Source organism: Chryseobacterium lathyri (assembly GCF_019970085.1).
GTDB lineage: Bacteria > Bacteroidota > Bacteroidia > Flavobacteriales > Weeksellaceae > Chryseobacterium > Chryseobacterium lathyri.
The window spans coordinates 107,592-131,132 of the sequence record NZ_JAHXYG010000005.1 but is presented as its reverse complement, the minus strand read 5'-3'; the positions used below and the strand labels follow the sequence as shown (position 1 = coordinate 131,132).

The window sequence follows — 23,541 nt, the reverse complement described above, 5'->3', positions numbered from 1 at the left end:
TTCCTATTCACAAAATTTCACCTTTACAAAAACGATGAATCAAAATAGAAAGGCAGCAAATCCTTAATAGAATGAACCTTTACTACTTCATCATTCATGCTTGAAAAATAAAGGATGATGTTTTCGTTCTGTTTCGTTTCATATTCTATCAGGCTTTGCCTGCAGGCTCCACAAGGTGGAATCGGAGGATTTTTCTCATGAAATTCCTTAGGCCCCCCAACGACAAAGATCTTTTTCACCTTGACATCCGGAAAATTGGCTGCCACCCAGAAAAGAGTCGTTCTTTCTGCACATAACCCCGATGGATAGGCTGCATTCTCCTGGTTGTTGCCGGAATAAATTTCACCGTTTTCCAGTAAGACGGCACATCCTACAAGGAAATTCGAATAGGGCGCATAAGCATTTTCACGGGCTTGTATTGCTCTTTCAAATAAGGTTTTTTCTATATCGTTCAGTTCACTGCTGTTTTTAAAATGCTCGTAACTGATCTGTATGTCTTTTTTCATATATTAGTAAGACTAAAAAGGGGCCAAATTTACTTCTTTTTCATCACTTCGACAATGTTTTTTTTATTCATCATTAAATTGAAAATCAAAAAGTAAAATGTTATACACACCAATAAAATTTAGAAATATAGAATTGAAAAATAGATGGGTAATGTCTCCCATGTGTATGTATTCATGTGAAAATGGATTGGCTAATGATTTCCATTTTGTACACTACGGAAGCAGATCTCAGGGCGGAACCGGACTTATCATGGTTGAAGCCACCGGAGTAGAGCCTCGTGGAAGAATTACCAACCACTGTATGGGTATCTGGAATGATGAGCAGGCAGAAGAACTTAAGAAAATTGTTGATTTTGTCCATTCCCGTTCAGAAAGTAAAATAGGGATCCAGCTTGCCCACGCCGGAAGAAAAGGTTCCACATGGAATAACCTGCAGATTCCTGTTGAAGAAGGTTGGGAAACCGTTGCACCTAGTCCTATTCCTTATCATCCTACTGAAAGGATTCCGCATGTTCTGACTGCTGACGAGATTAAGGAACAGGTACAGAATTTTAAAGAAGCAGCAAAAAGAGCTGTAAAAGCCGGTTTTGATATGATAGAAATTCACGGTGCACACGGATACCTTATCCACCAGTTTTTATCACCGCTTTCCAATATCAGGACAGATGAATATGGCGGAAGCTTTGAAAACAGAATCCGTTTTCTTTTGGAAATTGTTGACACTGTTAACGAAGAACTGGACGAAAATACAGCCCTTTTCGTAAGGATTTCCGGAACCGAATATGCCGAAAACGGATGGGATATCAACGACAGTGTAAAGCTTGCTAAAGTTTTAAAAGAACATTCCGTAGACCTGGTAGATGTTTCAAGCGGAGGAAATATCCACGGCGCTAAAATAGCTGTATTTGATGGCTATCAGGTTCCTTTTTCATCCCAGATCAGAAAAGAAGCCGGGGTAAAAACCGGAACAGTCGGGTTAATCACAAGGGTGGAACAAGCTGAAGAAATTCTGGAAAAAGGAGACGCAGACCTCATATTTGTAGCAAGAGAAATTTTAAGGAATCCGTATATTGCCGTTCAGGGATCATTTGAAATGAAGGAAGACTGTTTCTTTCCACACCAATATACAAGAGCGAAAATTTCATCATAACATCCGGAATGAACATTGAAGACTTTATGCTAACCTGTCCCAGTAAGAAATTTCTGAGAATAGAATGTTTGGGATGTGGTGCCCAGAGAGCTGTCGTATTAGTATTTGAAGGCAGATTTTCAGAAGCCTTTCATCTGTATCCGGCTGTTTATACACTACTCCTGTTCCTTTTTACCCTGAGTCTGAGTTTTGTAGATAAGAAAAGGAAATACAGTAACATTCTCATGATCATGGTCACTGTAAACTTGGTCATCATGATCATATCTTATTATGATAAACATTTTTACATGCATTCTTATTGATAAAAAACAAAGCTAAGAACTGTATTTTTTTAATGTCAAATTAATATAAGTAGAAAAAAAGTCGTAGAATTACTACAAAATGTAAATCTGTTCACTAAAAACTTTTTAAATTAGACCATGAAGTCTATCTTTGTTAGATAAACTTTATGAATAGTATAATCATTAATGATTAAAATAGAAGAATATGGCAGGAAATTCAAGAGGAATCTTAAAATTCAATGGAGGTGAAGGACAAAAGTTGTTAAAGCTTAATTACAGCGTATCAAGGTCTACAGATGTTTCAGGACGTGTAGCATCAGATCCGTCGAACGCTTTGATTAAAGTAACAATTGAAGCAACTGAAAAGTCTGATATTCTGGAAAGCTTACTGAATGGTAAATATAAGCCCACAAGTGGTGAAGTTACATTCAATAAATCACATGAAGAAGGAACTTTAATTACCCTGAAGTGGGAAAACGGATATGTAATTCAGCACGAAATGGATTTTGATGCTATTGACAGCAACAATATGCTGGTAAGCTTTGTGGTAAGTGCAGAAAGCATTACGTATGGAAATTCATTATACGACGGATTCTGGCCATTAAGCTAGGTCCGGAGTAGTACAAAATATAAAGAGACTGTCCCTCAAGACGGTCTTTTTTTACCTGTTGTGAACACTATTTTCTGGCAGGGGATCTTTGTTTATTTTCAAAAATTCCCGATTGGATGAATAATATATATTTTAACACAAATCACTTTATAAAATATGTCTACTACACCTGAAAAATCAAAGGGAACGAGTTTTCGCCCGGCACAGAATGCAGACGGGGTATCCGAAAATCATCATACCGGTATCAACCGTCTGGTTAAGCTTTCCTTAGTCATAGAAGGAAAAATCATCAAATTTTATAAACATTTCAAACTTAAACAGAGTGCTCAGCATCATCATGAGTTTACACTTACCCTGGCTCATGATACCTTGGGAGACCGCCAGACCCATTCGCTGGAAGAGGCCAATAAATTTCTGGGAAAGCGTCTCACAGCAGTTATTTCATATAAAGGCATAGACAACAGTCCAGAGAGAACCTTTGTAGGAATCATTACAGGGGTGGCATTCAGCCAGGAAAAAATGAGCCTGGGGAATATTGTGCTTACAGGATCCAGCCCAACCATTCTTTTAGACGGAGCTTCCCATATCCAAAGCTTTGGAGGAAGTCAGCCGGTCAATATAGGAATTATTGCTGAAGAAGTGATTAAACAAGGGATTGATAAAGGCCGCTTTGACGTAAGGATAGATGCCAATAATTTTTCCCAGATCATCTATAGTAGCCAGTATGACGAAACCCATTACAACTATCTGGCAAGAATGGCAGAAGCATATGGTGAACAGTTTTTTTATGACGGCGAAGTCCTGCATTTTGGGAAACTGCCGCCTCAGAACAAACCTATTATTCTCACCTATGGAAGCAGCGCCAACGATATTAAAGTTGAGCTGAAAGCAATCCATACCAAGCCTCAGTTTTATGGGTATAACAGCAATAAAAATGAAAAACTTACTTCAGGTTCCACGCCTATTCAGCATGTAAGTGATATTGCAAAGACAGCTTACGATCACAACAACAGTATTTACAAAACCCCCGCGCTTCAGATAGCCCCTATTAAGGCAACAACCCATCTGGATGTAGAATATTCACAGAAAAGTGCTTCGGGAAGTGCAGCAGTGAACGTTTTTTCCATTTCAGGAAATACAACCGTTCCATTCCTTCATCCGGGATGCATAGCCGATGTTCAGATGCGGAAACAGGATTCCAATGAAACCTCCTATTTTACAAGAATTATGATCACGGAAGCTGAACATGAGATCGACACCATAGGGCACTATAAAGGAAGCTTTTCAGGGATAGCTGCAGATACGGGATTTCTTCCAAGACCGGAATATAAGATTCCTAAAGCTGAACCGCAGACTGCAGTCGTTATATCCAATACCGATCCGGAAGGACAGGGCAGGGTACAGGTACAGTTTGACTGGCAGACTAGCGATACAACCCATTTTATCAGGATGATGAGTCCTGATGCAGGAGGAACAGATCAGATCACGCAGAACAGAGGATATGTTGCCATTCCGGAAGTAGGAGATCAGGTAATGGTAAATTTTGTTCACAGCCATCCGGACAGACCTTTTGTGATGGGAGGTATGTTTCATGGAGGAATAGCCCTGGGCGGAGGAGTCAATAACCATTTGAAATCCATCCAGACCAGAAGCGGAATCAGAATTCTGATGAATGATGAAGAAGGAAGTGTAAAGATTATGGACCCTAGCGGAAATATTTACTATATGGATGGTGCCGGAAATATCAGCATGAAGGCTCCTAAAAATTTCACCCTGAATGCGGGGGATAATATCAACATTACGGCCGGAAAAGAAATTTCGATCAGTGCGGGAGAAGGAATCAACAGTTCTGCCAACAACAGTATTATTTCTACAGCCGGAAAAGATATTGTACAGACAGCTTCCGGTGATATCCGTGAATCTTCGGACACCAGAACCGAAATGGTAGAAAAAGAATTCAAAAGACAGTCCGAAACATCCAATGAAATAGCCGGAGAAATATCCATGTTCAGCGAGCTTGAAAACATGACGATGCAGAGCGGTAAAATCGTAGAATTCAACAGTGCTGAAAAATCAAAACTTTTCTGATATGGCGATCATTAAAACAGCTAAGAATATACAGATAAAAGTCACAGACTCTTATCATCTGAATGTTGGCAAAAAGGTTGAAAAAATTGCCCAGAAAATTAATGTGGAAGCACAGAAAAACAATCTTGTTTTGGCAAGCAATAAGAAAATAATGTCTCATGGAAACAAGTAAATTAAGAATTCTGATTCTTTTTATTGTAAGTAGTTTCTCGTTAATCAATTGTCAAAATAAAAAAATGGAACAAAAATACAGCTGGCTGGGAACCCTTTCGGCACCGCAGGAATATCCGATGGAAATTTACAAAGGAGCCCTCATCGCAGATGATTTTACCTACGGCTTCGATGCCATCTGGGGTACACAGAATACAGGATGGGGAAATGAAGGCGGAACAATGAGTGTAGAAACCAGCCAGATGGATATTCCCCACAAGCTGGAATTTACCTGGTATTCTCTGGTGGAAAATAAATTCTATACCGGAAAATGGGACCTGGATAAAGAAAAAATAAAAGATCTTTTCGATAAAGGTTTTATAGATCAGGATAATGGTAAAAAGACCACATACAGTAATTTCATTGTCGGTCTTGCTCCAAAAGGGAAGGTGGTTTTATGGATCAACGGTCCGGGAAACCAGAAAGAAGTAGGCGCTTTTCAGGCTCATGATACCATTATTACCAAAGAAAAAGCATACGAAAACGCACAGTATATGCTAAAAGAAGGTTTTGCAGACAGAATGCTGAAAGATCCGTCTTACGAAACATTTAAGCCTGAGATCAGAGCTAAAATAGAAAAAGAAGGGTATCCAGCTCCGGATCTCTATGAAGTATACAGAGAAAAATATAACTGGAAACCCTCAGTTATTTTGCCGGAAGGCGGTGAGTGGATTGATTTCGGATTCACTAATTACAATGGGGAACAGGAAAACCTCTTCGGGGAAAGCCTGACAGCTGATACTTATAAAAAACGGGCTGCCCCAAAATTCTGCGGTTTTTACTGGAGGGATAAGAATAAAAAAAGATACGGCGTATGGGTAGACTCTTTTGATGAAAAAGAAATTTTTGAATTATTCAGGAAACTCGGAAATGAAAAAAATATAGACTTAATCATTAAAGTCAATGCAGATAATACAGGAGCTAATCTATCATTAAAGAGCGAGAAAGAAGAACTTCCGGTTACAAAAGCAAAAATCAGGCTTTCGCGTGCAATAGAATAATATCCTTCATAAAATTATAATCAGTCTGTCAACAAAAATAAAATAAGAACGATGCACAATAATAAATTTGGAGATTATACACCGGAAATATCCAAAGAGGAAGTGTTAGACATTACTCTTGGGATGTTTTTTGACGGAACTTTGAATAATAAAACCAATACCATAGAAAGAAGAAACAAAACTGCCGACTACAAGAAAAATGGAGGCTCACCCACCGATAACAACAGTTATAATAACGACTGGAGCAATGTGGCGCGTTTATGGGACAATTATGATAAAAATTTTGGCATTTACATTGAAGGTATCGGTACAGAAGATAAAGAAGAAGATTCTATGCTTGGCTATGCCTTCGGAACAGGTGCTACCGGGATCCGTGGGAAGGTGAGAAAAGGCTGCGAAGAGATCGTAAAAAAAGTAAAAAATATAAAGAATGCAAAAAAAGCAGATAAAATTGCAGTCCTTACTTTTGATGTTTTCGGTTTCAGCAGAGGTGCTGCTGCCGCCCGTAATTTCGTCCATGAAATAGGTAAATCCAAATATAAAGCGACCACCACTACTGTTTCACATCAAGGTGTCACGGTAACTGCCCGTTACGACAGCGACGGTACCGGAGGAATACAAAGTGAAGAGCTTCCGAAATGGGGCCATCTGGGACTTAAGCTGCAGGAGGCCGGAATTACAGTGGATGTGCTGAAAGTGAGGTTTCTGGGTATTTATGATACCGTTTCCTCCTATTCAAAAAACTTTTCTGCCACGCCGAACTTTCATAATGACGTAGAAGAACTGAGCCTGAATGATATCGGTAGAGCACAGAGCGTAATTCATTTTGTGGCAGAAAATGAACACAGGGAAAATTTCGACCTTACGAATGTGCATGTAGGAATAGAAAAAATATTTCCCGGCGTTCATTGTGATGTAGGAGGAGCTTACGAAAACGGCCCGGAAATCTGGGAAGAACTTGAAACATCCTGGACAACCAGCACAAAATTAAAGGCCTTTAGAAGCGAGCTTATAGCAGAATCCTGGTATAAAGAAGAAGAACTTACCATTACTCCGGGCTTTTATCTGTCGTTAAGGGGAGAACGTAAGCTTATAAAAAAAACATACAGCTATATTCCGTTACATTTTATGGCAGAATATGGTGTTCAGAAAACAGTTCCCCTGACTTTAAAGAAAATTACTGACGAAAAGTATTCCATTTCATCAGATGCCCTGCTGGTAAGAATAAAAAACCGCTTAAGACCTTATGCAATGGGAGATGGGAAACAGTACATTTTTAAGCGGTATAAAGATCTTGAAAGAGCATACGGAGGAATACCTATACCGGAACATAAATATGCTGACTATCAGAAAGAGATGAAAGAACAGGATGACTTGAGAACATTAAGAAACACGTACCTTCACAGGTCAGCAAGAAGAGAAGGGATAGGAATGGATCCGACACCGGACAGAGTAAGAGTGCTCCATTAATGGCTTATCATAAACAAGCAAAATAAGAAAGAGAATACGAAGCCGGATTATTTTTATGCAGAAATTTAATATACATACCGTTCAGAAAGGAGAAAGCTTAAAAAGCATAAGTCTGTTGTACAATTTAGACGCAGGTGCTTTAAAGTTATTTCATAATAACCACTGCAACGTAAAAGATATGATTCTGATTGAGCTCACGGGGCAGAAAGAAATTTTTCTTCCCAGGACGGCTGTAACGGATAAAAACAGACTGGTAAAGTTCGGCCAGGCAAACAGCCTGATCTTTCAGCCGGAGAACTCATTCAGCAGATATGGAGTTACGGTGACTATTGAAAATAATGATCATAAAAATGAACTGAAATACGAAACATCAGTACGCTGGCTGAAAAAGGAAAATAAGCTTCATTTTTTTGAAATAGACAGAACTTCCAATCTGTATCTGAACGAAGAGGAAGTAAATGAAATAGCTGATCTCCTGGCATATAAAACATCCAAAGTTTTGTATCCCTTACAGATCAGTGTCGATGAGCAGGGGAAATTTAATGCAGTGGAAAGTTTTTCAGTCTTTAAAGAAAGGTGGGCAGCTGTAAAAGAGGAAGTTTATAAAGAGTTTGAAGGCGAAACGGTAGACACCTACTGTGAAAAGATAGAAAAAATAATAGATGAGCCTGATGTGATCAGTCTTTATCTTAAAAATGATTATTTCATCAGAACATTGTTTTTCGGGGTTTATCAGAGCTTCGGACAGAATTATGAGACAAAGCTAATGGAAAGTTTCCCTGTGGTAGATAATCCGGTAGAGCCGAAGTATGAAATAAAACTGGAGATTGATCCGCTGAAAGGAGAATCAGGCTTGGTTAATGTAGAAGGCGAAGGCAGATTAAACGATGAAAGAAGCATATATGATTTCGTAAATAAAGCTCCTTTTTCCATGATCATTGAAGATAATCCGGAGATGAATCATGAAGGGAATTTCAGGATAGTGTATTATCTGAACGGGCAAAATTTACTTGTAAAATCCATGTATTTAGAATGTGATATCCAACTTGAGAAGAAAAAGAAAATAGCAGTAGTCATTGCGATGCTGACTGAATAATTAAAAAAACTACCAAAATGAAAATTAAACCAAATCATAAATTTTCCATATTTGTTTTTATATTGAGTTTTAGCCTGTATTTCGGGCAAAAAGTGGAATTTAATGTCCCGCAAGATATCGAGACCTTACAAAACTCTATTTTTTATTTCCAGAATGACTTCACCAAAGATGAAGCTAAAGCTGCCGCAGCATCCGACAGAGATTTTTCAACCACTGTCGATCTTTATAATCTGAAATATGATGCAGATACCAAAAATCCTTATCTGGATCTGGCATTAAAAAGCGGTTCGAAGCCTAAACAGTTTATCCAGCAGGCGGTATGGAATGTCAATTTGAAAAAGATCTCCGCAAAAAGCACGAAAGTCACCGTTTTTCTTGAAAAAGTAATTCCGGACAGCTGGTCGAAGAAAGAGGTAGATACAAAACTGACCAAATCTACTGGGAAAGTGGAGAAAGAGATTAAAGAATTTCTTTTAACCTACAAACACACAGAACCTTCAAATGATTATGATGCATCATTAACTGACAGCGTAGCTGCCACAACCTATACTACCGCAGTAACTACAACGGATATGATTGAAGAAAATCCGAAGCAGAAAAAAGTGTCAAAAAAACTACAGACTCTGTTCGGGAAGAAACAGTTTATAGCGCTACCGGCCACGTCCGATACCTTCACAAAACTGTTACACGTAAGTCCAAGTGAATTGGAATGCAAAGACTGCAAAGGTGGAAAATATTCCAACTGGGATTTTGATGATTTCAATATGATCTACGCAAATATGAGCACTGGCCTGGAATATTATGCCATTCAATATTACGGGGAGGATATGGTTTCAGGATTACCTCATGGACTGGTATTCAATGACAGCTCACCATCAGAATGTAAGCAGAAATTTTCAAGGTATAACGCAAAGCTTTATCAGACCGTAGGAGATACGAATGAAAATTCAGAAAAAGCTCTAACCGTTGTTACTTTCAAGATGAATTCCTCCTTTGTCCGTCTGGAATTCGGGAATGAATATTTAACCAGAGTAGTAATTTCAAATAAAGAATTTTAGCCATGGCAGAAAAACATATTGTAGTACAGGGTGCTATCTGCAAATGCCAGTTCGGACAGCTTCCGGACAAACTCAAAGTGCTATCACATCAGAAAGAATACGCGAATGATAAAAATGCCTCCAAAAAGCTTATCGTAACCACGAAAGAAATAGGAGCGGCTACATTTGAAAAAAATACCTTCGGGAACTGTATCAAAATGGGAGTTCCGCCGCCGCCATGCAAAATCATGGTAACAGAGTGGAAAGATTTTTATGAAAAAGTGCAGCTTAATAACGGCGGCTATATTATCGTAGAAACCAGCAAAGCCATCTGTGCCATTGCCGGGACACCGTGTATTGAGATCATAGACCACGGACAGCGAACAGAAGGCAGCCCGCAGAACTTTAAAAATGCTGATCCGGATGTACAGCAGCAGATCAATCCGTTGGTGAATTCCGAAGAAATGTATAAAGAACAGCCTGAGTATGGCGGGCAGGATGGTGTAATCTAAACGACAAAGAAATGGCAAAAGGAGTAAAAAAAATAAAGGTTACAAAAGGCAGGTATTATCCAAAAATGTCTGTTCCGGGTCAGAGAGTTACTATTGTCCCGAATCAGGATGTCACTTTCCAGGTAGAAGAATGGCTGCCGGATACAACAGCCGAAGATAAAAAGAAACCTGTGATTTGGATGAGACAGACCAACGACCGCAAAATTATTATCTATCAGGTTCCATCTTCCACAGGGTATAAATTCAGTATAGATAAGCAGTACTGCGGAAGTTATCAATTCTATATTGAGGCAAGTTTTTCAGGAAAGAGAGACACCAAAAATAATGTGGGACTTTATGTGAAAGGCTGGTGCGAACCCAAAATTGTTACCAGTAAATGGACTACCCAGAGAGGAAGCAAGACCAGCATTAAAAACCAGAATAAAGTCAATCATATTTCCTACGGTCATATCGTATATCTTAACCTGACCACAGAAGGTCTTAATGGAAATACGCTGACTATTGAACTTTGGAACCAACAGTCTGCAAAAGATGACAAGCTGGTTCATGTATACAATAATGTACAGGTTATAGATGGTGAGGTCAATTTAAAAATAGAAAATACCTACTCATGGATGGCACATGTAGATAACATCCAGAACGTAGAAGAGTTTTATGTCAAAGTAAAAGATTCCGCTTCCAAAAAGTACATCAAAGATAATCTGGGTGATGATCTTCATGCCATCTACCTGAATGTGAAAAATAAAGTCGTTACCACCAACGCCAATGTCAGTAAAAATCAGACCCCTACAAAAGTATACAAGCCGGATGTAAGCGCTATCCGGTACGAGCCCTGTAAATTTGAAGTCATTAAAATCACCGAAACCGAAATGAAGGACGGGAAAGCTGAAAATACAACAGCTTTAGTCTTTGATAACGGAAAAGGCACTAAGCTGCTTAAAACAGCTCAGATTCAAGAGCATATTAAAAGAACTATTTATTATAAATTTGATTCTGCTGTCATCGATAAAGATGGAGAAGCAATACTTAATAATGTCCTTAAGTTCCTTCTCGAACATAAAGATTCCACGATCAACCTTAGTGGTTATGCCTGTGTAATAGGAAAACAGAATTACAACAAAGGATTGTCCCAAAAAAGATCCGATCTTGTTAAGAAATTCTTTGCAGACGGAGGATTGGATCCACGGAGAATTATCTCTACAGGAAAAGGAGAAGTAGATCCCACTGATGATAAAATGGGAAGGGATAACATTAAATACAGAGATGAAAAAGATTACGAAAATAACAGAAGAGTAGATATTTCTTTTGTGTTTAATGCCCACGATGCCCAGACTATCATGTACGAAATTGTAGCTCCCAGTGTTACGACCAAAAAAAATCTTACCATAGATGTGGCAGGTTTTGATACCAAAATCTGTTTCAGGGACAGCAAGCATAAACATAAAAAAGAAATTTATGTGGTAGATGTAGGTCAGGCTGTAGATGCGGGAGACAGCAAAAAGACATTTACTACGCCGTCATTTAATTATTCCGTATATTCTGATCTCTCAGAGTTTAATGCGCTCCCGATACAGTATATATTACCGGGTGCTACAACTCCCAATCAGTTCCATCTACACGTTCATAGCTGCAGATATTACAGTAGTGAAAAACGGACGACAGTATTGATAAAAGTCTATCCGGATATCAATTGGACGCTGAGCTTTACATTGAACCTTACCAACGATCTCAGTGTAAAATGGATGAACATGGATCCGCATGAACATAAAGAGCTGCAGAAAAAAGCCGGTAAAATGGGTGCTGAGAAAAGATGGAAGCAGAAAGAAGCATCATTGGGATTTAGCTTGAAAGCAAAATGGAACAATGATAAGCAGGAAAAAGAGTTAAAATACGAATACGAAACCAAGTTTAAAAAAATATACGATACATTTGCTTCCATAGGAGCAATGTCCGACGGAATTACCAACCAGGCAAAAGGAAAAGTACGCTCCATTTCGCCAAAAGGAATTCCGGTAAGTTTTGTTGTAAAGCCACCCAATATGGAGCTGTCAGGGAACTGGCTTTTAAAGCATCCTAAGGACAATAATATGATTATCGGCACAGATGTGGCTATAGCATTGAAAGCAAATCCGCTGATAGGTCTGGAAATGACCGTGGATCTGCTGGGAGCACTGGTGTTTGGTATTTCGGGAGCCGTGAGCGGAGGTACGGCGGCACCGGGAGTGACGAGGTTGTATCAGGAAATTCAGGGGAAACTGAAATCAGGAATTGATGTAGGAAATGATAATGCAGGTTTTAAAGCATCAGTTGATATTTTTATGGATCTTATTATTTCCAGTACAATAGAGGTGGAATCTGAATTTAAGTTTAATACAGCCGGAAAACTGAAAGATTCCGAATTCAAAGTCTCCAGTAAGACTAAACTTAAAATAGAACTGAAAGTAGGGGTCAAAATTCAGGGAGAGGTTTCACTCGCTGTCATAAAAGCAGAGGCCTACTTTGAGGCTTCGGCTTCAGGAAGTGCTTCCATTACATTTGGACATGGGATCAATTATGATGAGAAGGGACTTTATTATCGTCCTGCTCTTGGATTTGATGGGCTTGATGCTCAGTACGTAGTCTCCATAAGCGTTGGTCTTGCGATTAAAATTGCAAAGAATAAGCATAAAGTTCAGGAAAGCAGAAACGGAAAATATGAAATTGCAAAAGGAGATTTCAAAAATGTAATCCCTCCTTTTGATGTAATAAAAGAACTGGAATCTTATTTTGGAATAAGTGCGAATATTCCGCTAATTAAAAATGATTAATACTCATACAATGAAAAATCTTATCTTATTATTTAGTTTTTTGGCTATTGTGTCCTGCAACGGACAAACCGATCTGGAAACTTTGAAGTTTGACGAAAAAGTACCCGGAAATATTGTGAAAGGAGAGAAGGAAACAGAAGCCAATTATGGGTTATTAGCATATAAGCAGGCAGATGTTCAGAATTATAAGCTGGGTACAGCATCATTTTCGGCCTATTCAGTTCCAAAAGGATACGAGTATTCAAACAACAATCTTTCTGTACTCGTCAACTCTTATCAGAATAATAATTACCTAGGATTTATTCTTAATCTTGCCAAAGAAGATGAAGGAAAAAAGGTAATTGATTATCTCACCAAAACCTATGGAAACCCGGAAAAAAGGTCAACTGATAAAACCGGAACTGCTTATTTTTGGGATGCCGCCGCAAAAAATAAATGGATGTTTTTAACCCAGACCCAGGAACTGACTCAGGACAATGCCAAATATACCAATACCAAGCTGATTGTGGTAAAGAAAGGAACACGGGTGGAAAATGCTTCGGATGCCAGCGTTTTTTCTATTTTAGACAGTTTTAATCTTGCCTATCCAAAAAAATAAAAATGAAGCCTTATTACGAAATAGATTTTAGCGCTGTAATGTGTTCATTTCAGATCAAAATTAATGATGTGGAATTAATTTCATTAAGTATCGAAGGACAAACCAGATCAGACTTTCCGGTGAACCACCTGATTCTCGAAAGCGGTAAACAGACGATAGAAGTGAAAGGACTGCCCATGAGCGGGCATACAGAAATGCATGACGATTCCTATATCAGATACAGGGTAAATGTTTACGATATGTCTTCCGGGGAATATGCCTTTGTGAAACAGTTTGATGAATATTTTACCAAAAAACCCGACAAAAATATACCTTTTATAGGTCATACAAGTACATTCAACGCAGATGTTCCCTATAAGCTGGATGCATGGCAGAACGGAATAAACCTGAAAGACACTAAGATCGATATTAAAGAAAAACTGATCAGGAAATATAAGGAGGTTATAAACCTGATCAATGGTGGCAACTATGATTCATTTGTTACGCAGTACCAAAAAAGAGAAGGAAACAATGCCTTAGCCATGTATTTGAACAAAAATCAGGCAGAAAGCAGAATAGGCGGTGTAGTTTCGGATATAAAGAACGGATACAGGGCACAAAACCTTCCGGATGACATCTATGTTGAATACTCAGCTTACGGAAAACTGGCGGCTCTGAAATGTACAGATATGATGTCTGCACTGCGCCTTGAAAATCCTGAAGAAGAGGATGAGCTGGTTTTGCCCATTACATTCTATATCCCAGAAGGAAAAGACGAGTTTGAAATTATCTAAAGCTAAATGCAGAATAACAGTAAAATGTCAAAAACAGGATATATACTTTTAGGAGTTATAGGATTCTGTTTTCTTTATTTTATTTTGTGGCTCATCTTCAAAGAAAAGATGCCGCTGCATGAATATGCTTTTGAAATTGCCAATAATTATGATGCCTACGCAGCAAAGGCTGTCATTCTTATTCCTTTACTGATTTTTGTACTCATTTTTTTTACCTTCATGAAACCCACGGCTACCAAACGTTTTTTACGGTTGCAGTCATCACTGCCAACCTCTAAGATCCATTCCGTGGCAAAAGGTCTGGCAGAGATTGAAGGAACTCTGATCATGAAAGAGCCGCTGACCTCTCCGGTTGATCATGAAGTATGTATCGGATATTACTATACCATAGAAAATATCAGCAAAGATTCCGATGGCAGGCTCTCATACACAACCACTCACAGAGAAACACAATGCAATGCTTTCCGGATTACTGATGATACCGGAATGATAGAAGTAGAGCCGGAAGGAATAGAGTTGGTTTTATTAGGAGAAACCAATGTGAGCAGCACCAACAGCAAAAGATATACAGAAACCCTTTTAAAAAATGGGCAGAAAATACTGTTGGTAGGCTATGTCGATTCTAAAAACGGAGTACCTTTCATTAGAAAAGATGAACATTATAAAGTCCTCGGAATTACGTCAGCATCAGGAATCAATGTTTGGAACAAATATCAGCCATTGCTGAGGTCGTTTATATTTACCTGTTCCATCATCCTTTTAATAATTATTTATATACTTACACAATAATGAATCAGACGGTCGCTATCATATTACTTATTTTGCTGGGAGTAGCTCTCATCAGCTTTTTGATCAATCTTTATAATAAGCTGGTTATGCTCAGATTTAATGTAGATAAAGCCTATGGTAATATTGATGTAGTCCTGAAGCAGCGCGCAGATGAAATTCCCAATCTGGTTACTGTTGCCAAACATTTCATGGAATATGAAGAAAAAATTCTTGCCCGCCTTACAGAACTCAGAACATTTTATAATAACAGTACTGATGCAGATAAAAGAACCAAGCTTGCTAATGAGACTTCAAAAGCACTTTCTTCATTCTTTGCTGTTTCAGAAAATTATCCAGAACTGAAATCCAATACTAATTTCCTTGAACTGCAGAAAAGGGTTTCCGAACTGGAGAACAAAATAGCAGACAGAAGAGAATTTTTTAATGACAGTGTGAATCTTTATAATATAGGGATTCATGAATTTCCCAATGTTATATTGGCGAAAATGCTAGGATATAAAGACAAAGCTTTACTGGAGGTAACAAATGCTGAGAAACATTATGATGGTGTTCAGTTTTAATACCTTTTTCGGACTAGAAGATAAAATAGCTGATTACCCGGAGGTAACCATTTTCGGGGCTATGTTTCTGCCACTGCTTCTGTTTGTTCCAATTGCATTGATAGGATGGGTCTTCAGAAAGCTTAAATTCAATATGTACATCATCCATGTATTGTTGTATACGCTTATGTTTACATTTGTATTGGGATCTCTTGCCATGCTTATCCTTTTTTTTATTACCGATAAAAATGGAGTAAAACTAGCCTATTGCTGGCTTACGGTACTCGCAGGAATGTTCTTTTTCAGCCTGATTAATGCCAATACCATAACCAAGATGTTTACCGATTGGTCCAAAATAATTAAAGAAAAAGATCATTAGTAATTTCAGGAAAAAAACATTTAATCTGATGAAAAAAGGAAAATTCTTGGCATTAATTTTCATTGTATTGATCAATATCTGCTGCGGAAATAAATCATTTGATCTTTCATCTGTCTCTTTAGGGGAAGATGCAAAAAAATATGATCTTGAAAATAAAGATATATTTCTGAAAGATAAAGGCAGCAAACCGGATGTTATACAATACTATGCAGATGAAAATAAAGGATTGACGTATGGCGGAATTCTTCTGGACAATACCATGGGAACAAGAATTACCGTATTCAAAGGTAAAGTAAGTGCAATCGACACCAATGCCGCTGAAAAAAACTCTTTGGAGTTTGTTGAAAAAATTGCAGGAAAACATGGAAAACCTACCGCTACAGTGACAGATAAAGCAACTGTAGATGCTAAAATGGTAAAGCAGATTTTTGAAAAGCTGAAGAAAGTGGCACCGGATAAGGTATCATGGAACCAGGGTGAGAAAAACTCATTTACCTATCCTACTTCTTTTTTCTGGGACGACGGGAAAAACTATTCCATACTGAGTATTTCTATTGAGGACGATGGAAGAATCAGAAATAAATATGTAACCGTAACCAAAGATGCCTACAGAAATGATGTGGTTTTCGGATTAAAATATCCTACTCCGCAGGGATCTCCTTGGTATCAGTATATGAAATAGTAGAAACACTATTTTTTAAATAAAAAAAAGCCGGCTCAAAACATTGAGCCGGCTATATTATTTTAATCAACAGATTATTTTACAATGAATTTCAAAGCAGACTGGTCAAGCTTTAAAATATAAACACCCTGCTCAAGATTTTTGATCTTAATAGAGTTTCCGTTTTTAAAAGGACTGTTAATGGTCTCAAGCGTTTTTCCCTGAAGATTAACGATCTCTGCCTTTTTAATATTCCGGGTGTCACCTTGTACAAAAATTTCCTGTCCTGAAATCGGGTTAGGAGATATCTGAAGTTCCTGAACTGTGATTTCATTTGCTGAGACTTTTTGAGCCATTCTTGCAGTTCCTGAATAACACGTCCATTTAAGATCATCAATAGCCACTCTGTTGCTTGATGAGCTGTTAGCAAGGCTTACCGTAACATTCCCGGTGATATTGATATTATTGATGGTTGTAGTGGTAGCAGTGGCACTGTAAGGCACTGTTCCTACTGTTGTACCGTTTACTTTTACATCAAAAGTTCCGCTTGTTCCCGAAAACTTAAGCTGAGTTGTTACCGTCAGTGATCCGATACCGTTGGCCGAGCTTCCCGAAGTTAAAGAACCGTTTCTTACCGTAATAGCCTGGCCGTTGATGGTCTGGTCAGTTCTTGCATCTGTAGCCGTCCATGAAATACCGCTGCCCGTCCAGGTTCTTGTTAGATAAGAAGCACTGCTGGCGGTAGGAATTGTTCCGAATGTTTCATTGATGCATTCTGTTCCAGGAGTAGGAGTTCCGGGATCCGTGGTTCCAGGACTGGAGCCCCAGATCTGACCTACATAACTAGGATTGTCGATAAACGGGTTTCTATTCCCCTGAAAAGTATAAGAGGCGTTATTTCTATTAATTTCAGCTTGTGAAACAGGATCCTGAGCATGCCATGCCAGAAGAACATTCAGCTCCCAGGTCTGAAGTCCCGGGAATGTTGAGCTGCCCAACATATTTCCTGAAGAAAAAGAAGAAAGTTTGCTCTGATAACGGGTTACAAAGTAAAAGATCATCCTTGCCACATCCCCTTTAAACTCGTCAATCGGTTCAAAAACAGTTCCTGCATATCCTGAAGATGAAGAACTGCCCAGTTTTGAGCCGTTTTGAGAGGTAAATGTAGCTGAACCTACCTTTCCGAAAGGATAATTGCTTCTCATTCCGTTTACCTTTCCGTCGGTAGCCCGGATAAAATGAATGTCCGAAACCATAGGAGCAGCCTCACTGAATAAACTCTGTGGAACAATATGTTCCCTGTTATAGCAGTTACCCTCCGTAGAATATGTTCCGCATTGGTTCGTACCGGGGGTATATTTGTAAGGATCAGTCCCGGAAGGTCTTTCCGAATAAATATCCATGATAGAGCCATCATTTTCATAGTTCTTATCAATATCAGTCGTTTTATAACCTGTCCAGAGTCCGCTGTAGCCTTTGTCCTGGTGTCCGTTTGTGATGATAGAACTTAATTCCGTTTTTAACGCTGCACCACTCAGTCCGTTCGCTGAATTGTAGTATCCTGCAGGAGCCTGGGCATTGGCAAGCCCCGCTATTGCAGTAAATAAGATAATTTTTTTCATACAGATAAAATTTCTGTAAGAATACTATATTTTTGCGAATAAAAAATTACATTAGTGTTAATTTTAAGATGTACCGCATGCAGTTTATGAAGATTAGAATTACTTCAAATGATTGTAGACTCATTTCAATGGCAGACGATTTATCTAAAGGGGGAATCTAACCGACCTAGGAAGATTCCAGTCTTGAACTTTTCGTTCTTTTGTTTCAAGACAAAAGAACAGGTAAAAAGAAATTTAATGATGTTGAAGCTTTCAGTTATTTTGGATGAAAAAAAACGGCACAGAAAAACTGCACCGGATTATATATAAGATTGATTTAAATATCTTACTTTCTCTGAGGAGGATAATTTTTCATAATCTCAGCCATGATCTCAGGAATCTGTTTCTGTTTAGCTCTTGGAGAATCCACGGAGATTCCGCTTCCGATACCTTGCCAAACCAGTTTATTGGTTTTGGAATCGATGAGATCAACAATCAGTGCACCTTCGTTATAATTGCTTGTCCATGTTCTGCTCATGCCAACACCCCATCCGAAAGGTCCGCCCCATCCCCACATTCCGTAAGGAGAACTATTGTTGATGTCCGTGATTTTTTTATGATTGGCCTTTACGTTAACGATCAGATCAGGATTTTCTCCCGACTGAAGTCCTTTGCTTTGAAGCTGTCTCGATAATTCGTTTAAAACTCTGTCTTTATCAATGTCATTCAGTTTCAGATCGTCAATCCTAATTTTATAAGTCTTGTAAGTCGTAAAATTAGCTGTTTCAGCATAATCCGAACGTACCTGGAACGGGCTGCACGATGTAAGGCCTAATGCAGCCGATGCTAACAAAATAAAAATATATTTTTTCATTTTATTTATTTTTTTTATCGTTTTTAATGAATGTATCAGTCTTTTTATCGTACCCGTAAGGACAGTGTCTGCATCCGCTTTTACAGCAATATCCTCTTTTCAGATGGAATTTTTCCGTAAAAACCTTGTACCCCTGTTCATTATAGTAGAAGTCTTCACCTTCTTTGATGTCATATTGGGCCATAAGTTAAATCTCTAAGTCAAAAAACTTTATATTTGTTAGTATGATAATTATATGCCAAAAGCCATTAAAAAAATTAAAAATTAACGGCATTGCTCTCTTTCCCTTTATCTTCATTAGGAAACCCGAAGATAAGGAAAATAAAGTACTTATCAATCACGAAAAAATCCATTTGAGACAGCAGTTGGAAATGCTTATTATTTTCTTTTATGTTTTTTATGTCATCGAATATTATTACTGGTTTTTTAAACTGAAAGATGGCTTTCTTGCTTATAAAAGAATCTCATTTGAAAAGGAAGCATATGCAAATGAAAGCAATCTGAATTACCTGAAAACAAGAAAAATCTGGAATTTCAGGAAGTATTTGTAGTTAATGTAAAATGTAAAATGTTTACCTTAAAATTCAATAGGGATGGGCTTTAGCTTACCTTCAAAAAATAAACCGCCTTTACCCGGCTTTAGTCAAAACCTAAAATTAAAACACAAATTTCACAAATATTCCCACAAATAATCACAAAAACAACTTATAAATAAACAATCCATCATCTGTGAAAATCTGTGTCATCTGTAGTCAAAAAAATAGGCATAAATTTTTCTGTGCTCTTTAAATGTAAAAAACAAAATGATTCATGTTGTTATAAATCACACAAAGCAAATCTTTTACTAATTTTGCAGATAATAGTTAAACAACAGAAATGCTATTAAAACCTCCGGCAGAGCCTATTCCCATTCAGGAAATACCTATTTATAAAAATGTAAAGCTCTTTATAAAAAGGGAAGACCTTATCCATCCTCAAATCTCAGGAAATAAATACTGGAAGCTTTTTTACAATATCAACAGCTACCTGGAAAAAAATTCTGAAAATCCCTATATCATCACTTTTGGAGGAGCATTTTCCAATCATATTGCTGCCGTTTCTGCTGCAGGAAACCTGTCCGGAATTCCTACGTTGGGAATAATACGAGGGGAAGAACTACAAAATAAATGGAGGGATAATCCTACACTTCTTTTAGCAAAAAGAAACGGGATGAACCTGAAATTTGTAACCCGGGAAGAGTACAGGCATAAAGAAAAATTAACCGAATTTCTGCATAAAGAATTCCCCGACGCTTTAATTGTTCCTGAAGGCGGTACCAATAAAGATGCTGTAGAAGGCGTTAAAATGATGCTCAATGACCAAACAAAAGATTTTGACTATCTTTGCACCGCGGTTGGAACCGGAGGTACAGTTGCGGGAATGGCAAAGTTTTGTGAAGAAGATCAGAAAGTTATAGGATTTAATGTCGTTGAGGATGCTTCACTGGAGAATAAAATTTTAGAATTAACCTCAAGACAGAATTTTAATCTAATAGATTCATGTTTTGGGGGTTATGGTAAAATAAAAGATGAAAACATCCGTTTTATCAATGATTTTAAAGAGAAGTACGGCATTCCTTTGGAGCCGGTGTATACAGGAAAAATGATGCAGAAAGTTTTCGAACTGATTGATGACGGATATTTTCCTGAGAACAGCAGGATCTTGTGCTTTCATACCGGCGGACTGCAGGGTATTGAAGGAGCCAATCTGCTTTTGGAAAAACAGAATAGAAATTTAATTATATAAGTAAAAATTGAAAAACATGAAAAGACTTTTCTCAATCATAAGCCTTTTAGTTTTATCAACATTCTCAGCCCAAACTTGGGCGACTGAAGACCAGTACATTCAAAAATTTGCTAAATATGCAGTAGAAGAAATGGAAAAATATAAAATTCCGGCTTCTATTACATTGGCTCAAGGTCTGTTAGAGACTGGAGGCGGACAGAGCAGACTGGCTCAGGAAGGTAAAAATCACTTCGGAATAAAATGTAAGGAAGACTGGACAGGAAAAACCATGAGGCACACCGATGATGCTCCCAATGAATGTTTCAGGGTTTATGACGATCCCAGACAGTCTTATGAAGACCATTCCATATTTTTATCCACAAGAAAATATTACACCAATCTTTTCAATCTGGATATAAAAGATTACAAAGCGTGGGCACATGGACTTAAAAAAGCAGGCTATGCAACCAATCCCCGCTACGCTTCAATTTTAATCGGTAAAATTGAAAGATACAGACTTTACGAGTATGACGATACCAACTCCAGAGAAGTACTGTATGCCGTTCTTAAAATGTATCCGGACCTGAAAGACGACAGAACATTCATGGCCCAGCTGGAACCTTCAAAAATGACAGTGAAGAAAGCTAAAGATCCTGTTACAGTAGAAGTTCCTTATAAACAAACCTCGTATGCCCAGCAGCAGAAAAGAGTTGAAAAAATCAAAACAAAAGCTGAAATTTTAAATTCAATTCTTATCAAAAGCCATCCGAATGAGGGCTTAAAATACATTGTCATTCCCGAAGATACTAACGTTAAATTCATTGCAGACAAATTCAAGGTAAGCGAAAGCAGACTGATTAAGTGGAATGAGCTTAATAGTGATGTTTTAAAGAAAAATGATATCGTATTTCTTGAATCTAAAAATTCTGCGGGAAATACAGCCATTTATAAAGCTGAATCTGGTGAGGATATGCATGATATTGCTCAAAAATTCGGAATCAAATTAAATAAATTATATGCAAAAAACAGAATGGACGAAGGACAGAAACCGTCTGCCGGTCAGCTGATTTATTTAATTGATAAAAAACCCAGAAACTAATTTTTGTTGCCGGTTTCTCATTGCCAGTTGCTATCTGACTGTCGATTATAAGCCATCAACGTTCAACTAAAATATGAAATACCAAAGAAGTTCAGCTTTATTCGATGAAGCATACCAATACATTCCGGGAGGTGTAAATTCTCCGGTACGTGCATTCAAATCAGTAGGAGGTGTTCCTGTATTTATGAAATCTGCAAAAGGGGCCTACCTTACCGATGCAGATGATAATACATACATCGACTACATCAATTCATGGGGTCCTGCTATTTTGGGACACACCCATCCTGAAGTGCTTGAAGAACTGAAAATACAGGCCGAAAAAGGCTTTTCGTTCGGAGCACCTACAGAGCTGGAAACAGAAATTGCCAAATTCATCGTAGAAAACGTTCCTAATATCGACCAGATCAGAATGGTATCTTCAGGTACAGAAGCCTGTATGAGTGCCGTAAGACTGGCAAGAGGTTTTACAAAAAGAGATAAGATCGTTAAATTTGAAGGTTGCTACCATGGCCATTCAGATTCATTTCTGATCAAGGCAGGAAGCGGTGCAGCTACTTTCGGAAACCCCAATTCTCCGGGAGTAACGGAAGGAACGGCTAAAGATACTCTTCTGGCCCGTTATAACGATTTTGAGCAGGTAGAAGATCTGTTCCGTCACAACCAGGGTCAAATTGCTGCCGTTATCATTGAGCCGGTTGCCGGAAACATGGGCTGTGTGCTTCCTGAAAATAATTTCCTTCAGAACTTGAGAAGGATCTGTGATGAAAACGGAGCTTTATTGATTTTTGATGAAGTGATGACCGGTTTCAGGCTGGCTTTTGGAGGAGCGCAGGAGCTGTACAATGTAAAAGCAGACCTGGTTACTTACGGAAAAGTAATTGGTGGAGGCCTTCCGGTAGGAGCTTTTGCAGGAAGAAACGAAATTATGGATCATCTGGCCCCGAAAGGAGGTGTTTATCAGGCCGGAACCTTAAGTGGAAATCCACTGGCAATGAGAGCCGGACTGAAAACTTTACAGCTTATCAAAAATGATCCGGAATTTTTTAGCAGAATCAATAAAACTGCAGAAACATTGGATTTCGGAATCGGGAAAATTTTAAATGAAAAAGGAATTCCTCACAAAATTAACAGAAAAGGATCCATGATGTCTGTGTTTTTCCATACGAACAGGGTTTCCAATTTTGATGAGGCAGAGGCTTCCAACCATTCTCTGTTCAATAATTTCTTTCACCAGATGCTGAAGAACGGAATATATCTTCCGCCAAGTGGGTATGAAACATATTTTATCAGTGATGCCATCAAGGATAAAGAAATTGACATGACACTGGAAGCCGTAAGAAAATTTGAATATTCTTCTTAAGAGTTAAAAAATAAATTATAAAAAGACTGGGTTTTTAGATCCGGTCTTTTTTATATCCACCAGAAAAGTATTAAGTATTTAGAAACGACATAGGAAGTGGAGGTGTTAAGAAAATGATTTCTATGAACGTTAAAAAAATTCTACTGTTTGAGTGCGGGACAAATCTTGATTCTAAACATAGATAGTAACCGCACGAGTTTTAGAATTTTTAGAGAATAGAATTCATTTTTAGCCGAGAATTCCAGTCTTGAATTTTTGTTTCTTTTGTTTCAAGACAAAAGAAATTAAGCCATCCAATAAATCATACAGATATTGTAATAAACCATACACCTTGAT

The 23,541-nt window shown here is 38.1% G+C and carries 25 protein-coding genes; 21 read left to right on the top strand and 4 right to left on the bottom strand.

All coding sequences use genetic code 11. The features are described 5' to 3' along the window. Positions 1–23 precede the first annotated feature (23 nt). Entirely contained in the window at positions 24–506 is a 483-nt protein-coding gene (locus LC418_RS16470; RefSeq protein WP_111956797.1) for a cytidine deaminase, read from the bottom strand. 97 nt (positions 507–603) lie between these two features. Here LC418_RS16470 and namA point away from each other — a divergent pair, with 97 nt between their 5' ends. From namA to LC418_RS16385, 17 genes are all read left to right on the top strand, one after another. Then, positions 604–1,656, top strand: a complete 1,053-nt coding sequence (gene namA, locus LC418_RS16465; RefSeq protein ID WP_223559946.1) for an NADPH dehydrogenase NamA — start codon at positions 604–606, stop codon at positions 1,654–1,656. Between the two features lie 8 nt (positions 1,657–1,664). After that, positions 1,665–1,958 carry a DUF2752 domain-containing protein gene (locus tag LC418_RS16460; protein ID WP_223559945.1) on the top strand — a complete coding sequence of 98 codons (294 nt, stop codon included), beginning with the start codon at positions 1,665–1,667 and terminating at the stop codon, positions 1,956–1,958. A gap of 184 nt (positions 1,959–2,142) precedes the next feature. Continuing rightward, complete coding sequence (gene tssD / locus LC418_RS16455) at positions 2,143–2,547, top strand: type VI secretion system tube protein TssD (RefSeq protein WP_111956803.1); 405 nt, start codon at positions 2,143–2,145, stop codon at positions 2,545–2,547. A 156-nt stretch (positions 2,548–2,703) separates the two neighbouring features. Beyond that, positions 2,704–4,635 carry a type VI secretion system Vgr family protein gene (locus LC418_RS16450; protein ID WP_223559944.1) on the top strand — a complete coding sequence of 644 codons (1,932 nt, stop codon included), beginning with the start codon at positions 2,704–2,706 and terminating at the stop codon, positions 4,633–4,635. A 1-nt stretch (position 4,636) separates the two neighbouring features. Further along, the gene (locus LC418_RS16445) at positions 4,637–4,807 is read left to right on the top strand and encodes a hypothetical protein (RefSeq protein WP_157963379.1); all 171 of its coding nucleotides are present in this window, start codon (positions 4,637–4,639) and stop codon (positions 4,805–4,807) included. Between the two features lie 64 nt (positions 4,808–4,871). Next, entirely contained in the window at positions 4,872–5,846 is a 975-nt protein-coding gene (locus LC418_RS16440) for a DUF2931 family protein (protein WP_262901814.1), read from the top strand. A 51-nt stretch (positions 5,847–5,897) separates the two neighbouring features. Continuing rightward, on the top strand, positions 5,898–7,316 hold the full coding sequence (locus LC418_RS16435; RefSeq protein ID WP_223559942.1) for a T6SS phospholipase effector Tle1-like catalytic domain-containing protein: 1,419 nt from the start codon (positions 5,898–5,900) through the stop codon (positions 7,314–7,316). A 55-nt stretch (positions 7,317–7,371) separates the two neighbouring features. Beyond that, entirely contained in the window at positions 7,372–8,412 is a 1,041-nt protein-coding gene (locus LC418_RS16430; RefSeq protein ID WP_223559941.1) for a hypothetical protein, read from the top strand. 17 nt (positions 8,413–8,429) lie between these two features. Continuing rightward, the gene (locus tag LC418_RS16425) at positions 8,430–9,470 is read left to right on the top strand and encodes a hypothetical protein (protein WP_223559940.1); all 1,041 of its coding nucleotides are present in this window, start codon (positions 8,430–8,432) and stop codon (positions 9,468–9,470) included. 2 nt (positions 9,471–9,472) lie between these two features. Next, positions 9,473–9,961 (top strand): DUF4280 domain-containing protein, encoded by a 489-nt coding sequence (locus LC418_RS16420; protein ID WP_111956815.1) that lies wholly within the window; start codon positions 9,473–9,475, stop codon positions 9,959–9,961. A gap of 11 nt (positions 9,962–9,972) precedes the next feature. Next, on the top strand, positions 9,973–12,768 hold the full coding sequence (locus tag LC418_RS16415) for an OmpA family protein (protein WP_223559939.1): 2,796 nt from the start codon (positions 9,973–9,975) through the stop codon (positions 12,766–12,768). Positions 12,769–12,778: 10 nt separating this feature from the next. Continuing rightward, positions 12,779–13,366 carry a hypothetical protein gene (locus LC418_RS16410; RefSeq protein WP_223559938.1) on the top strand — a complete coding sequence of 196 codons (588 nt, stop codon included), beginning with the start codon at positions 12,779–12,781 and terminating at the stop codon, positions 13,364–13,366. Between the two features lie 2 nt (positions 13,367–13,368). After that, on the top strand, positions 13,369–14,139 hold the full coding sequence (locus LC418_RS16405; RefSeq protein ID WP_223559937.1) for a hypothetical protein: 771 nt from the start codon (positions 13,369–13,371) through the stop codon (positions 14,137–14,139). Between the two features lie 24 nt (positions 14,140–14,163). Continuing rightward, on the top strand, positions 14,164–14,928 hold the full coding sequence (locus LC418_RS16400) for a hypothetical protein (RefSeq protein WP_223559936.1): 765 nt from the start codon (positions 14,164–14,166) through the stop codon (positions 14,926–14,928). Beyond that, complete coding sequence (locus LC418_RS16395; protein WP_223559935.1) at positions 14,928–15,488, top strand: LemA family protein; 561 nt, start codon at positions 14,928–14,930, stop codon at positions 15,486–15,488. Before LC418_RS16400 ends, LC418_RS16395 begins: the two co-directional genes overlap by 1 nt. Then, entirely contained in the window at positions 15,454–15,846 is a 393-nt protein-coding gene (locus tag LC418_RS16390) for a hypothetical protein (RefSeq protein WP_223559934.1), read from the top strand. The genes LC418_RS16395 and LC418_RS16390 overlap by 35 nt, the downstream gene beginning before the upstream one ends. Before the next feature lie 28 nt (positions 15,847–15,874). Then, positions 15,875–16,528: a hypothetical protein gene (locus LC418_RS16385; RefSeq protein WP_111956823.1), complete on the top strand. Its 654-nt coding sequence runs from the start codon at positions 15,875–15,877 to the stop codon at positions 16,526–16,528. A gap of 74 nt (positions 16,529–16,602) precedes the next feature. Here the strand turns inward: LC418_RS16385 and LC418_RS16380 are convergent, their stop codons facing one another. From LC418_RS16380 to LC418_RS16370, 3 genes are all read right to left on the bottom strand, one after another. Then, on the bottom strand, positions 16,603–18,129 hold the full coding sequence (locus tag LC418_RS16380) for an endonuclease (protein WP_223559933.1): 1,527 nt from the start codon (positions 18,127–18,129) through the stop codon (positions 16,603–16,605). 325 nt (positions 18,130–18,454) lie between these two features. Continuing rightward, positions 18,455–18,982, bottom strand: a complete 528-nt coding sequence (locus tag LC418_RS16375; protein ID WP_111956827.1) for a DUF4136 domain-containing protein — start codon at positions 18,980–18,982, stop codon at positions 18,455–18,457. Position 18,983: 1 nt separating this feature from the next. Next, positions 18,984–19,166, bottom strand: a complete 183-nt coding sequence (locus LC418_RS16370; RefSeq protein ID WP_048502239.1) for a C1orf53 family protein — start codon at positions 19,164–19,166, stop codon at positions 18,984–18,986. Between the two features lie 40 nt (positions 19,167–19,206). Between LC418_RS16370 and LC418_RS16365 the strand changes: the two genes are divergently transcribed. From LC418_RS16365 to hemL, 4 genes are all read left to right on the top strand, one after another. Continuing rightward, the gene (locus LC418_RS16365) at positions 19,207–19,533 is read left to right on the top strand and encodes a hypothetical protein (RefSeq protein ID WP_223559932.1); all 327 of its coding nucleotides are present in this window, start codon (positions 19,207–19,209) and stop codon (positions 19,531–19,533) included. A 325-nt stretch (positions 19,534–19,858) separates the two neighbouring features. Further along, entirely contained in the window at positions 19,859–20,767 is a 909-nt protein-coding gene (locus LC418_RS16360; protein ID WP_223559931.1) for a 1-aminocyclopropane-1-carboxylate deaminase/D-cysteine desulfhydrase, read from the top strand. A 16-nt stretch (positions 20,768–20,783) separates the two neighbouring features. Continuing rightward, a complete protein-coding gene (locus LC418_RS16355) occupies positions 20,784–21,845 on the top strand; it encodes a glucosaminidase domain-containing protein (RefSeq protein WP_223559930.1) in 1,062 nt (353 codons plus the stop codon). Positions 21,846–21,918: 73 nt separating this feature from the next. After that, positions 21,919–23,205, top strand: a complete 1,287-nt coding sequence (gene hemL / locus LC418_RS16350; protein WP_111956835.1) for a glutamate-1-semialdehyde 2,1-aminomutase — start codon at positions 21,919–21,921, stop codon at positions 23,203–23,205. The last annotated feature ends 336 nt before the right edge of the window (positions 23,206–23,541 follow it).